Origin of the sequence: Nocardia sp. CNY236 (assembly GCF_000482385.1) — a bacterium.
Lineage (GTDB): Bacteria > Actinomycetota > Actinomycetes > Mycobacteriales > Mycobacteriaceae > Nocardia.
This window is the reverse complement of record NZ_AXVD01000020.1, coordinates 82,207-94,357: the sequence shown is the minus strand read 5'-3', so window position 1 is coordinate 94,357 and position 12,151 is coordinate 82,207. Positions and strand designations below refer to the sequence as shown.

Here is a 12,151-nt window from a genome sequence, read left to right as displayed (position 1 = left end):
CTGGCGAGCGGTCGGTGGCAGTTCGTCCCACTGACACCAGGTAGCGCTGACACGGTCGCGGTGGGACCCTGGGCTACTGCATCCCTGCGGATATGCCCAGGAGTCCGGTGTATTCCCCACCCGGTCTGCGAACAACGAAACATCGAGGGAATCCACGTACTACAAGAATGCAAAATTCACACACCAAAGATGAAAGGCGCACGATTCACTGGATCGCCTGCTGTTCAGAGCAACTCGGCGCGACCGATAGAACAACGCACAAGTATTCCTGTCTGTGCTATCCGGCTCAGGATCGGCACGAGTCGAGAAAAATGGATCGGCAATGGCCACGCTCATCAGCGGTGGTCCGAAATCGAAATCGGTTGGTCAATAATGCAGTTCGTTGGAGAACGAGACTACCTCGACCTCGGAAATCTCCTGGCGAGATTGCCTCGACCCTCAGAGATCTCTTAGCCATCTCTTAGGGGGACTGCTTCGACCTCAGGAATCTCTTGGTGGAGCAAAAGTCGATTTTGGGCTTGTCACCTTTCCTGCGCAGGATCCTTCGGATACCCAAGCCGAGAGCAGTCAGGGCAATAACGAGCATTGTTTCTTCCCAACGTGATTGGAGAGGAGCGCTAGTCGAGGCTCCACGCAGCAACGTTAACCGGCAGTCGTTTTTGCGTCAATGATGAGTATTGTCTGGTTCAATTGAGGTGATGACACAGCCGAGTGCGTATCGTGAACAACGGAAGTCGCCATCACGATAGGCTTCGCGGTTCTCACCGCGTGGGAGATACTTTGGAGTTACTCAGGAGTGTGACCCTGTTGCGTTCGGTGTAGGCGATCGGCATGTCGAACTATGCTGCGTCGGTTTCGGGGGGCGTTGGACCAGGGAATCGGCTTACCAGGCAGCCTTTCTCATGTGAAAGGACCGTGGCGCATGTGCCCTGCGGCTTTATTTTGCTGTGACAGAACATCATTGGGCGCTCATTTCGACCGTCTGTCTTGCCCCATAGCGATGCCGAATCGGCGACGAATACGTCGGGATGTCACGGTGGGGCGACACAGTAAGAGGGTGTGGGGCGCACGTTGGTGGTGTGATGCGTAGGACGGGGTGGGCCGCGTCCGTTCGGGTGACCCGCTGCGACGCCGACGCGGCGTGGCCTCGGCTGGTCGAGGGCGGGCAGTTGGCTCGCGGATTCGACGGCACGATCACCTACGGCAGCTCGGTCGGTCCGACCACTGTGCAGTGGCTGCCGCGTCGGGGCGCCGAGGGCGATCCGGGTCGGGGGCGAGCGATCGAGGGGCTGGTCCGTCCGGCATCACAGTTATCGGCCGTCTCTGATCGGCGGGCAGGCGCCGAAGCACGAAAACGGGCACAGCCCCCACGGTCATTGTGCGCGAGAGGGGACTTGAACCCCATGCAACTCGCTGCTGAAACGCCGTGAACAGCGCCAGAACGCTCGGGAGTGGATGGCCGCGCTTCGTACGACCTGGGACTTTAGTGGCCCCCGTTGACGGCGTCAACGCGGTCAACGACCGAATGGGAGGTTTCTCCGCTCCCACCTAGAACACGTTGCTGTTATGGTCGGGCGACGTCAATCTGATCAGGGAGGGGCCGCCATGCCGTACGTGACCACCGACGACGGAGCCCGAATTCACTACCGCGACACCGGCGGCGGCGGGTATGCGGTAGTGCTGATGCACGGAATTTTTCTGGACACCGATATGTGGGCGCCACAGGAAGCGTCTCTTGCACCCGACTATCGCGTAATCTCCATCGATGCCCGCGGCCACGGCCTCACCGAGGACCCGGACACCCCCTTCGACTACTGGCGGTTGGCTTGGGACGTTTGGGCCGTTGTCGACCACCTCAAGCTGGACAAGATCGTTGCGGGTGGTCTCTTCCAAGGTGGCTGGATAGCATTGCGGATGGCTCTGTTGTATCCCAGCCGTGTACGCGGCCTGATCCTGATCGGCTCGAGAGCCGATGCTTATGAGGTAGATGAGCGGGTAGCGTACGAGCAGATCCTCATGGACACCTGGATCCTCGGCGACACGCCGATGGAGGCTGTTGCGGCACCTATCGCGGCCCAGTTGATCGGGGGCGATCGGGAGGGCCACCGGCGGGTGTGGCTGGACAAGTGGAACGCAGGGGATCGGCGGCGGTTGAGACTGGCCGGGCGGGCCTTGATCGATCGCGAGGGCATCGAGCACATGATCAAGGACATCACTGCTCCCGCGCTGCTGATGCACGGCAGTGGTGACCAAGTTTTCACTCCCGCTCGGACCGCTGCGCTAGCTCAGCAGCTTGGCGGCCCGACTCAGGTGGAAACAATTGACGAGATCGGTGCCGCCCACGCAGTGACCTGGACGCACCCTGAGTTGACCGATCCGCTGATCCTGACGTGGCTCGACAGTCTGCCGTCCTAACTCTCACGTTGGGAAGTCGACGACCAGTAGCCCTGATGCTGTGGGGATCAGCGCCTCGCGCAGCGTGACCATCTGCTCCATCGACGGTGACCAGATGCGCCGCGTCGCGCTCGCGGGTCTTTGCGCGTGGACAATCCACGACTCCCAGATGCGGCGGAATTCGGGCCGTGGTATCAAATCGCCGACAATGTCGGCGGCTGCGCCGTGGCCGTCGGCGGTGACGAGAGAGTAGCGAAGGCTGCCCACGGTATCCGCGGCCAGCTTTTGCCAGTCCGGCATCACCAGCTTGGAACGACCGTCGAGGAACATCCAGTGCGGCAGACTGTCCGCGACGCTTAAGCCGGGCATAAGCTCGCGATATTGTTCGTTGGCAGCGGCGATCTTCCAGTTAACTAGATATGCGGCGGGGACTGGAGACACGTATTCCAGTAGGGAAGCGATGTCGCCTACGGCGGCCACGTCGGCGAGTGCTGCTGTCGGATTGCCTGCGAGTGCTGACATGTACGCGCGCTCGTGGTCGTTGTCGCACAGTATATTTGCCAGATTCTCCACGATGTTTTCCTGGTAGTCGGCGTCAGCGCCCTGTTCGATGCGCTGTACCGTGCTGAGGCCGACGCACGCGATCTGCGCCATGCGCCGTTGTGTCCATCCCCGACGACTTCGGAGGCGTTTGACATACATACCCAGGGTCGGAGTTTGGAGTCTAGAAATCATAGGGCAACTTCCCTTGGTCACTCAGCTACTCACTCCGAGAGTAGTTGTGGATCAGCTACTCACAGTGTGAGTAGCTGAAAAGGCGCTCTGCGCTTGCAATCTGGGCAAATGCGGTGTTTGGATGTTGATCATGTAGTTGACCAGCGTTGATGCCGAAGCATTATTGCGTTGGCATGACGGAAGTCACTTGATGGTGAAGTCGGCATCGGGCAGGTTGCATAGCGGGACGCAACAAGAGGGGACTTGATGAGGGTATTGCGGAGCACCCACCTGCTGTGGGCGCCCGATGGGGATTTGGCCGCGATAGGGATCTATGTGAGTCGGGGAGCACTGGGGCCAGTACATGTCGAGAAGCACTCGACAGGGCGACTGATGACGCACGTCGGAAAACTCGATATTGGACCCGAGCAGGTGCGAGTGATCCCGTGCATGGACGCGAGTGAGCGAGACGAGGCGATCCTGTTCGGCGAAGCTGCACGGATCTTGCAGGAGCTGTGGGCATCGCCGAACTCAGACGATGATCCGACACAGCTGCGCTGGGTGTGGCGCCTCGCGCACCCGTGGGAGTGGCCTAGTGTTACCCGTTCCGTCGGGTGCTCTCAGTCCTTACTGCAGTGATGGTCCGTCGGTGTGATAGACCAGCGCAGTTTCAACTGGTGCAGGCATCCCTTCGGGGTGCGCGGGCGGGCGGGCCGCAATGGCGGCCAAGCGCATCAAGTCGTCGGGGTGAATATCGAAAGCGCGGGCGATCGCAGCCATATCGTTGAGGTCGAGCGGTAGCTCGCCACGTAACCGCGGTGCCAGGTGGTCGAGTTCCAGTCGTGCAGCTACTGCTAGATCCTCTATCGTCATGCCGCGGCGTGCGAGCTCGCCACGTATCCCAGCAGCGACTGACTGAGTAAACGAGTTCTGCTCCCCGAGTAGACGCTCCAACGTTTCCGACGACATTGCCCGCAGATCCGATTCCGGCAGATCTAGATGCTCGGCGGCTTCCACTCGGAATCGGGCGCCGCGCGCCAGATCCTCGACGTGCACACCGAGTACGTCAGCGATCAGTGCCATCTGGTCCATCGTGAGCACTGCCTGATCCAGCTCGAACTTGGTGTATGTCGAGCGCGCAAGTCCGGAGCGTTCGATCACCTCTCGCTGTGAAAGTCCGGCGTCGTTGCGCCGCCGGACTACTTCGTGGGCGAAGGCGCGGTTCCATGGCCCCCGTGGACGTGTGTATCCCATGAAAGGGAGTGTATCTCTACCTATGGAACAACTGACACCCTTGACAGATCCTTCTGTCTCCACTTCCGGTGCGTCTCCGCAGCTCTGGTGTTGAGTGTTTCATAGGTGGAGTAGAGAATCTGACTCCAATTGTTGCGCCTCCCATACGTGGAGACTAATCTTCCATACATGGAAGACAGCCTTGAGGCTTTCAGGGCGCATATCGCGGCCAACATCACGGTCGAGATGGAGCGCAGGGGGATCACCCAGCAGCAGTTGGCGCAGACCACTGGTATCTCTCCCCAGACCATGGGTCGCCGATTGCGTGGCGAATACCCCTTCACGACCGACGAGATCGGCATCCTTTCCCGCCTCTTCAAAGTCAGTGTCGAGGCTCTGGTCGCCCGGACGGGGCCGCAAGAGATCGCGTCATGACGGCGACCAGCGACGACCGCACCTACCCGCTGTCCGTAGCCGCCGAACGCATCGGCGCACCGAGTGAAGACTGGCTGCTTCGGAAAGTCCGTGCCCAGAAATTGCCCGCTCGCAAGATCGCCCGCGGCAACTGGCGCATGACCGAGAGCGACATCCTCGAGTCCATCCGTTTGCTCGCTAGCCCTGCCTTGACCATGCCTAACCCCATGAGCCTGACCCCAGGCAGCCGCCGCCGCCTCGGCAAGCGGTCCGCCTGACAGCTTCCCAGTTTCCCTTGCAGGAATGCCGACACCAGCGAGGGATCGCGTGCGCCGGAGAGGACCGCCGAGGACCCCTCACCTCGCTTTCCGGTGCACGCACCACACCACACCAGCATTAAAGATTGGAGGACCCCATGACCACCGTGCTCGCCGTGGCCGCACTGTGGTCACTCGTCGCCATCGCAGTTCTGCCCGTACTGCTCGCCCTCGTCGGGGCGGAGTCCAACGCGGCCCGACAGCTGCGGCGTATCACCGCGGTCTCGAGCATCCTGCTCGCTGCCATCGCCGTGACCCTCAGTGTGCGGCTGGCACCGGGTCCGCGACGAGCCTCAGAAACCGCGACGCCCGACACGAGTGATCTCGTGCCGGGCGCCATCCAAACCGTCACTTCAACCCAGCGCGCCGAGGTGGAGCTCGTCGCGCACGAAGTAACGAAGGGATTCTACCGATGACCAGTACCCTCGCGGACGCCGTCGCGTCCGAGGTGCACACCGCCGCAGTGACCAGGCTGCGTGAGATCTCCCGACACGCCCTCTGGCAGGGCGATACCGATATCGCGACCGAGCTCGACCAGCTCGCCGACGATCTTGAGGCCACGCACGACCGGATCGGCGGGGGTGCGCGATGAGCATCGTATTCGAGACCATCGGTACATGTACGGCGCGGGCTGTGCGTCGCGTCGAGGGCTACACGGCCGTAGCCAGGGGTCTGCACGGCAGGCTTGATGCCGACGTGTGCGTGTGTGATCAGCACATCGATCTCGGCGTCGACTACGTGACGGCGGCCGGACTCACCTCGTACATCTGCCCGCCGAACCCCGCCCTGGCCGAGCATCCGACAGTGTGCGGCACCGCCACCCGGTATACGTCGGCGGCGGTGCAGTGATGGGGCCGTACTGCCAGTACTGCGCCCTGCGCTGTTTCGTGCCCGACCCCAAGAGGCCCGGCTACATCCTCGCCACTTGCGCCAAGGGCATGGACAACGACCGCGACCAGATCGGATACGACATCGACCAGGCCAGGGCCGAAATCGGCGGTGCGCGATGAGCATTCCGTGCTACTTCGCTGACGGCACGCCCATGTCGGAGTCCACCGCCGACATGATCATGCGCGCCTTCGGGTGGCAGTCCGCCCACCACGCCGAGCGTGTGATCGGTGTCGCTGAGGAGCGCCGCCGGCGCGCGTACATCGTGAGCCATGCCGAGGCCACCGAGCACGGTGATGCCGCGTGATCATCACACTCTGCACCGTCGTCGTTTATCTCGTCCTGCTCCAGGCGGTCGTGTACCTCGGCGCGTCCGTGATCGGGCGCGCGCTCGCAGCGTGGTGTGCCCGCCGCTTCGGTATCGACCTCGACGAGGACCCCGGTACCGAGCTGCTCGACGATCCGGACGCCGAATGGGACCGCGCCCGCGATCGGGATCTCGACTATCAGGCGGGGGTGGCCTGAGTGAAGACCAGGCCAGTTGATACCGCGATCCCCACCTGGCGCGACCGCGCGGCTTGCCGCGATCACGACCCCGAGTTGTGGTTCCCGTTCCCGTCGCAGAGCTCCGCGGTGGTCCGGGCGGTCTGTGTCGACTGCCCGGTGCGCCGCGCCTGTGGTGCCGAGGCCCTGAGCACCGGCGAGGAGTATGGCATCCGCGCAGGATTCTCGATGGACGACGAGCGGGCCGCGTTGCGCGCCTTCCTCGATGTCACCAGCGGCCTGTGTGATACGTGCGGGCGAGAGATGCATGTCAAGATCAATCTCCGCACGTGTGCCGGGTGCCGCCGCATCGCTCGCGGCGACGCCGGCGACCATGAGGCCGTCCGCAAACACATCGTGTTCCTGCGCGAGGTCGCCGGAATGACGATCCTCGACATTGCCAACGGTGCGGGCGTCGCGCGGGCGACCGTCCGCGACATCGGCACCGGGGTCCGGACCGCGATCACGGCCGACACCGCATCGCGCATCCTCAGCGTCGAGCCGGTGGGGGTGAGGGCGTGACGCTGGCGCTCATCGAGCCGGGTCTGTACCCGGACGTGCCTGACGAGGAATACCACGCCGACCGTAACAGCCTGTCGTCGTCGGGTGCGCGCACGATCCTGTTCGATTCACCGTCGGAATTCCGCAAGCAACCGCGAATCCAAAAGAGCGACTTTGATTTCGGACACGCAGCACACCTATACGTGCTCGGCAAGGGCGCCGAACTTATCGTCATCGACGCGCCCGACTGGCGATCGAAAGACGCCCGGCAGGCCCGCGAGGAGATTCGCGCGGCCGGGCGGGTGCCGATCCTCAAGGCCGAGGACGAGCAGGCGCGCGAGATGGCGCGCGTCGCGCTCGAGCACGACCTCGCGGGCGCCTACCTCGCCGAGGGCGATCCCGAACTCTCGGGGTGGTGGATCGATGAGCAGACCGGAGCGCGTTTACGGCTGCGTCTCGACTGGCTCACCCGGTTGCCCGATGGCCGGTGGATCGTCGTCGACTACAAGACATCGAAATCGTCCGGCCATCGAGCGTTCGCCAAAGCCGCTGGTGAGTACGGCTACTTCATGCAACAGCCGTTCTACGTCGACGGGCTGCTCGCACTCGGCATCGAGGTCGCCGACTTCGTATTCATCACGCAACGCAAGACACCGCCCTACCGGATCACCATCGCCCGCGTCGACGCCGCCGACGTGGCGCTCGGTCGCCGGTGCAACCGCCGCGCCATCGAGATATTCGCCGACTGCATGGCCGCCGACGAGTGGCCGGACGACAGCCACGAAATCCCCACCGTCTCTATCTCTGCATGGACTCGCTACCGAGCTGAGGAGCTGCTCGTATGACCCACCCCGACCGTTACCAGCCCACCGAAGCCGTTGCCCGGCAGTCGATCACTTCGCAGGCAACCATCGTTGAGCAGTCGCGCGCCGTCGCCGAGGTACAGGCCGCTGTACTCGTCGCGCAACAGCGCCCGCGCAATCGGGCCGCCGCCGTCCAGGAAATGCGCGACGCGACCGCACAGATGAGCGTCGCGAGCCGCGCCTACTTCCGCTACAACCGCGGCGACGGCGTCGTTACCGGCGTCTCGATCCATCTCGCCCGCGAGCTCGCTCGTTGCTGGGGCAACGTCGATTACGGCCTCAAGGAGTTGCGTCGCGACGACACCAAGGGCGAATCCGAGATGCTCGCGCACGCATGGGATATGCAGACCAACGCCCGCGCGTCGACGACGTTCATCGTGCCACACATCCGCGACACCAAGAAGGGTCCGCGCCAGCTCACCGAAACCCGCGACATCTACGAGAACAACGCCAACAACGGCGCGCGCCGGTTGCGCGAGATGATCCTCGCCGTTCTGCCCGCGTGGTTCGTGCAAGAGGCACAGGCGAACTGCGACGCGACCCTCGAGAACGGCGGCGGCAAGCCACTCGCGGGCCGGATCGCTGACGCCCTGCGCTTGTTCGAGGAAATCGGCGTGAGCACGCAGCAGCTCGAGGCCAAGCTCGGCCGGTCCTCGAGCACGTGGAACGGGCACGATGTCGGGCAGCTCGGCGTCATCTATTCGTCGATCAAACGCGGCGAGACCAGCGCCGCCGACGAGTTCGACCCGACAACCGTCGAGCCCGACGCAGGCGTGCCCGCCGCCGACATCACCAGCACCGGCAGGAAGAAGCGCGCACCTCGACGAGCTGCCACCCAGGCGAAACCGGACGAGGAGAAGACAGACGGCGCCGAGGGTACCTCGGAACCCGCCACGCCTCCCGAGATCGGGTCCGCGACCAACGCGGACCGGATCACCGGACTGTCGGCCGACAGCCTCACGGGCCCGCCCACCGGCGCTATCGACGAGCCCGCTGGCAGTGAGTAGCAATGAGCAAGCTAACTGACCTTGTCGCCGAGAACCGGCGATTACAACGGCAGGTTGACTACCTCACGTCGGAGAGACACCAAGCCCAGCTTGACATTCTACGTCGCCGAATCGCCGAGCTGGAGGCCCAACTTGAGGAGCGCCAACAGTGAGCGCCGAGCATCGAGTAGAGGCTGAAGCCGCACTCGCCTTGGCCGAGGCCGCCACCGCCGCAGCAGGCACCCCGACGTGGGCCGACATGGTCGCGATCAACAGCCTGATCGGCCGGGCACAGGTGTGCGCGCTGCTCGACATCGGCGATCGCCTCGAGCGGCTGGAAGCCCACCAGGACGACGCACACGGTGCAGGCCTCGATGAACCGACAGGAGACAGACCGTGAGAGAGACGGTCATCGTCGGTACCGGCGATTTCCGGCAGGCACTCGGCTCGGTCCGGGTACACGCCAGCACCGACAAAGAGGACCCGACGCACCACCGGATACGGCTGCAATTCGGACGCCAGCACCTCACCGTCAGCGCCACCGACCGATACACCGGCGCGCTTGCGATCGTGTCCCTGTGGGGCGATCCGCCACCCGGCGGCCACGGCCTGGCCGCGGTCGAGCTGCTGCCCGACGACGTGGGCAAGCTGCTCGCGATCTTCAAAGGCGGCAAGGGCACACAGGGCGACGGCATCACACCCGAGCAGCTGCTACGGCTCGAGGTGCTGCCCGACCGGCTGCGCATCACCGACTGTTCGGGCATGATCGACGGCCGCGCCCTGCAACTCCCGCGGCTGTCGGCCGAGCAGTCGGCGTCTTTCGCCGTGGTCAAGCTGATCGAGCAGATGCAGCGCTCGCAGGCGACCAACCTCGACGAAATCACCGTCACCGGCGAGTTCATCGGACGGTTCCGTGAGGCGGCCAAGACCTACGGTGCCGCACTGAAATTCGAGGGCCACGGCACGGGTGCGCTATTCGCTCGCTGCGGTGAGAGCTTCCTCGGCTACTGCACGGCGCGTGAGCTCGACCGGCACCGCGCCGCCCGTGCCAGCGAGTATTCGCGCGATTGGTCGTACCGGCTGCCCGGCCTGCTCGACGAGGCAAACCAGATCGAGAACAACGTGTTCACCGTGAGCGGCGAGCCGTGATCACGCCCTACTACCTCGGCCAGGGAGTCACCCCGTACCAGGGTGACTCCCTGGCCGTAGCACGCGAATTATGCACGAGCGCAGCAGATTACAGCATGCCAGCTTGTTCGGTGTGCGCCGTGATGGCTCCGGGGGGCGTATTCGACACGGATGTCCGGGGCTGGTGGGCGTCCACCCTTTCGACCGTGTGGAGGCGCGTAGTGGAGGCAATTTCGGGCGCGACGCGCGAGCTAGTTCCGGTCGATCGGTTCGAGTGGGAACGCATCATTCGGCGTGTCCAAATTCCTTCGAGCACAAAGCACCTCGCGCTGACGATGGCGACCTACGCCGACCCGGACGGGACTCGTATCCGGCCGGGTGTCGAGCGTCTGGCGCTGGTGATGTGCGTGACGGACCGGACGGTCAAGAGGTCGCTGTCGTCGCTGCGGGATCTCGGTTTGATCGAGCGCACCCGGCAGGGGAATCGGCACGCGAAGCTGGCCGATACGTACCGGCTGACGATCCCGTCGGATCTGCTCGATTTGCCGATGCTCGGCGTCGAGGAGACCGACGAGTCTGGGGGTCACCAGTGACACCCAGAGCGCGCCGCGCCGCGTCCAGTCCGCGGGACACCCGTGTCCCCCGGAGTTATCCACAGGCCCCGAGTCGGAGGGACACGAGCGTCCCTCGGATATCTGAAGCACCAATGAGTCTGGGGGACATCTGTGCAATGTCTAGGGGACATCTGACACGAGTCTGGGGGACACGGGTGTCCCCCCACCAACCCATACCAACCACAACCATTCAAACCCGCCGCGTAGCCGACTTCACAACGCAACTCACGACCGCGCGAGCGGAGGTGTGGAATTCATGACCCGCGATCGCACCGGAGAAGCCCTCGAACCCGAAGACGATTCAGCCCCCTGGCACAACCCCCGATGCCGGAGCGGCTGGCTCGGCTACGACGACGAGTACCGCCCGATCCCCTGCCCCGTATGCCGACCCTGGACCCAGGGCGAGCGATCCGAAGTCCACCAGACCACCCCGAGCCTGCGCGCACAGCAGGCATACCGCGAAGCAGACCGCAAGGAGCGCAACCGATGATCGTCGAGCCCGAACCCGTCACCGAATTCACCGGCGTGCGCGGCCGGACCGTCCGTGTCGGCGACCACTACCGCGACAACCGCACCAGCAATGTGCGCGACCTGATCGTCACCGTGCTCGGCGTCTACCAGCCGCCCGCGTACGGCGGCATCGAGAAGCCGCCCGTCTGCTCGGTCACATGCTCGGTTACCCGCACCACCGACGCGGGCACCGAGGTCATGAAGCCGACCATGATGGACGCGAACAGGCTCACCGGCCGTGACTTCATGCTCGTCACCGAAGGCGGTGCTGCATGACCCTCGACCGCACGGGAGAACCGATCGAGGCAGCACGCGCACCGTTATTCGTGCCCGGCGACGCCGCCTCACAGGGCAGCAAGAAGCACGTCGGCGGTGGCCGCATGGTCGAGTCCTCGAAATCGGTCGGCCTATGGCGTGAACGTGTCGCCCTGGCTGCTCATGAGCACGGATGGACACCCGGAACCGGTGCGGTCGCAGTGCAGCTCGCATTCGTCCGTCCCCGCCCGCTCAGCACCCCGAAATCGCGTACCCCGCCCGCGGTCAAGAAACCGGACGTCGACAAACTCTCGCGCGCCATCCTGGACGCGCTGACCGGGATCGCGTTCGCCGATGACTCGCAGGTGACCGACCTGCACGCCTCCAAAAGGCTCGCCGCCATCGGCGAGACGCCGGGCGTGTGGATCACCGTGACACCGATGGAGGTCTGATGCCGATCCGACCCGAGAACCGCCGCCGCTACCCCGTGAACTGGATAGCGATCTCGACAGGCATCAAGGACCGCGCCGGGTGGCGGTGCGAGTGCAGCGGCGAATGCGGCCGAGGCACACATGAAGGCAGATGCCCGAACGTGCACGGCGGCTGGGCCTATGGCACCGGTTCACGGGTGATCCTGACAACCGCTCACCTTGACCACGTGCCCGAGAACTGCGACCCGGCGAATCTGCGTGCGATGTGTCAGGGCTGCCACCTGCATTACGACCGCGAGCATCACGCCGAAACTCGCGCACGTCGCAAACATGCAGCAGCACAGAGGGGTTAGCCGGATG

Annotated in this window: 22 protein-coding genes; 20 read left to right on the top strand and 2 right to left on the bottom strand. The window is 64.2% G+C overall.

Annotated elements, in window-relative coordinates; all coding sequences use genetic code 11:
- Positions 1 to 1,082 precede the first annotated feature (1,082 nt).
- Together K940_RS0113250 and K940_RS0113245 are read left to right on the top strand one after the other, a co-directional pair.
- Positions 1,083 to 1,430 (top strand): hypothetical protein, encoded by a 348-nt coding sequence (locus K940_RS0113250; RefSeq protein ID WP_196812191.1) that lies wholly within the window; start codon positions 1,083 to 1,085, stop codon positions 1,428 to 1,430.
- Between the two features lie 175 nt (positions 1,431 to 1,605).
- Entirely contained in the window at positions 1,606 to 2,415 is an 810-nt protein-coding gene (locus tag K940_RS0113245; RefSeq protein WP_028477949.1) for an alpha/beta fold hydrolase, read from the top strand.
- Positions 2,416 to 2,418: 3 nt separating this feature from the next.
- Here the strand turns inward: K940_RS0113245 and K940_RS0113240 are convergent, their stop codons facing one another.
- Together K940_RS0113240 and K940_RS0113230 are read right to left on the bottom strand one after the other, a co-directional pair.
- Positions 2,419 to 3,096: a helix-turn-helix domain-containing protein gene (locus tag K940_RS0113240; RefSeq protein ID WP_196812190.1), complete on the bottom strand. Its 678-nt coding sequence runs from the start codon at positions 3,094 to 3,096 to the stop codon at positions 2,419 to 2,421.
- A 639-nt stretch (positions 3,097 to 3,735) separates the two neighbouring features.
- Positions 3,736 to 4,362 (bottom strand): helix-turn-helix transcriptional regulator, encoded by a 627-nt coding sequence (locus tag K940_RS0113230; RefSeq protein ID WP_081706334.1) that lies wholly within the window; start codon positions 4,360 to 4,362, stop codon positions 3,736 to 3,738.
- A gap of 168 nt (positions 4,363 to 4,530) precedes the next feature.
- Here K940_RS0113230 and K940_RS28165 point away from each other — a divergent pair, with 168 nt between their 5' ends.
- The 18 genes from K940_RS28165 (at position 4,531) to K940_RS33580 (ending at position 12,144) form a co-directional block, all read left to right on the top strand.
- The gene (locus tag K940_RS28165) at positions 4,531 to 4,776 is read left to right on the top strand and encodes a helix-turn-helix transcriptional regulator (RefSeq protein ID WP_051407153.1); all 246 of its coding nucleotides are present in this window, start codon (positions 4,531 to 4,533) and stop codon (positions 4,774 to 4,776) included.
- On the top strand, positions 4,773 to 5,033 hold the full coding sequence (locus K940_RS0113220) for a hypothetical protein (protein WP_028477945.1): 261 nt from the start codon (positions 4,773 to 4,775) through the stop codon (positions 5,031 to 5,033). The genes K940_RS28165 and K940_RS0113220 overlap by 4 nt, the downstream gene beginning before the upstream one ends.
- Before the next feature lie 137 nt (positions 5,034 to 5,170).
- Positions 5,171 to 5,488, top strand: coding sequence for a hypothetical protein (locus K940_RS0113215; protein WP_028477944.1), 318 nt, complete (start codon positions 5,171 to 5,173; stop codon positions 5,486 to 5,488).
- Entirely contained in the window at positions 5,485 to 5,664 is a 180-nt protein-coding gene (locus K940_RS0113210) for a hypothetical protein (RefSeq protein WP_028477943.1), read from the top strand. Before K940_RS0113215 ends, K940_RS0113210 begins: the two co-directional genes overlap by 4 nt.
- On the top strand, positions 5,661 to 5,921 hold the full coding sequence (locus K940_RS0113205) for a hypothetical protein (protein WP_028477942.1): 261 nt from the start codon (positions 5,661 to 5,663) through the stop codon (positions 5,919 to 5,921). Before K940_RS0113210 ends, K940_RS0113205 begins: the two co-directional genes overlap by 4 nt.
- Entirely contained in the window at positions 5,921 to 6,082 is a 162-nt protein-coding gene (locus K940_RS32300) for a hypothetical protein (protein ID WP_196812189.1), read from the top strand. Before K940_RS0113205 ends, K940_RS32300 begins: the two co-directional genes overlap by 1 nt.
- Positions 6,079 to 6,267, top strand: a complete 189-nt coding sequence (locus K940_RS0113195) for a hypothetical protein (RefSeq protein ID WP_028477941.1) — start codon at positions 6,079 to 6,081, stop codon at positions 6,265 to 6,267. Before K940_RS32300 ends, K940_RS0113195 begins: the two co-directional genes overlap by 4 nt.
- Complete coding sequence (locus K940_RS0113190) at positions 6,264 to 6,485, top strand: hypothetical protein (protein ID WP_028477940.1); 222 nt, start codon at positions 6,264 to 6,266, stop codon at positions 6,483 to 6,485. Before K940_RS0113195 ends, K940_RS0113190 begins: the two co-directional genes overlap by 4 nt.
- Complete coding sequence (locus K940_RS33935; protein WP_051407152.1) at positions 6,486 to 7,025, top strand: WhiB family transcriptional regulator; 540 nt, start codon at positions 6,486 to 6,488, stop codon at positions 7,023 to 7,025.
- Positions 7,022 to 7,849, top strand: a complete 828-nt coding sequence (locus tag K940_RS0113180) for a PD-(D/E)XK nuclease-like domain-containing protein (protein ID WP_028477939.1) — start codon at positions 7,022 to 7,024, stop codon at positions 7,847 to 7,849. The genes K940_RS33935 and K940_RS0113180 overlap by 4 nt, the downstream gene beginning before the upstream one ends.
- On the top strand, positions 7,846 to 8,874 hold the full coding sequence (locus K940_RS28155) for a hypothetical protein (RefSeq protein WP_196812188.1): 1,029 nt from the start codon (positions 7,846 to 7,848) through the stop codon (positions 8,872 to 8,874). The genes K940_RS0113180 and K940_RS28155 overlap by 4 nt, the downstream gene beginning before the upstream one ends.
- 148 nt (positions 8,875 to 9,022) lie before the next feature.
- Positions 9,023 to 9,253: a hypothetical protein gene (locus K940_RS0113165; RefSeq protein ID WP_028477938.1), complete on the top strand. Its 231-nt coding sequence runs from the start codon at positions 9,023 to 9,025 to the stop codon at positions 9,251 to 9,253.
- Complete coding sequence (locus K940_RS0113160) at positions 9,250 to 10,002, top strand: hypothetical protein (RefSeq protein WP_028477937.1); 753 nt, start codon at positions 9,250 to 9,252, stop codon at positions 10,000 to 10,002. The genes K940_RS0113165 and K940_RS0113160 overlap by 4 nt, the downstream gene beginning before the upstream one ends.
- Entirely contained in the window at positions 9,999 to 10,574 is a 576-nt protein-coding gene (locus tag K940_RS32295; RefSeq protein WP_155980848.1) for a helix-turn-helix domain-containing protein, read from the top strand. The genes K940_RS0113160 and K940_RS32295 overlap by 4 nt, the downstream gene beginning before the upstream one ends.
- Before the next feature lie 277 nt (positions 10,575 to 10,851).
- A complete protein-coding gene (locus K940_RS0113150; RefSeq protein ID WP_155980847.1) occupies positions 10,852 to 11,085 on the top strand; it encodes a hypothetical protein in 234 nt (77 codons plus the stop codon).
- Complete coding sequence (locus tag K940_RS0113145) at positions 11,082 to 11,381, top strand: hypothetical protein (protein WP_028477934.1); 300 nt, start codon at positions 11,082 to 11,084, stop codon at positions 11,379 to 11,381. Before K940_RS0113150 ends, K940_RS0113145 begins: the two co-directional genes overlap by 4 nt.
- On the top strand, positions 11,378 to 11,812 hold the full coding sequence (locus K940_RS0113140) for a RusA family crossover junction endodeoxyribonuclease (protein ID WP_051407151.1): 435 nt from the start codon (positions 11,378 to 11,380) through the stop codon (positions 11,810 to 11,812). Before K940_RS0113145 ends, K940_RS0113140 begins: the two co-directional genes overlap by 4 nt.
- Positions 11,812 to 12,144 (top strand): hypothetical protein, encoded by a 333-nt coding sequence (locus K940_RS33580; protein ID WP_028477932.1) that lies wholly within the window; start codon positions 11,812 to 11,814, stop codon positions 12,142 to 12,144. The genes K940_RS0113140 and K940_RS33580 overlap by 1 nt, the downstream gene beginning before the upstream one ends.
- Positions 12,145 to 12,151 lie beyond the last annotated feature (7 nt).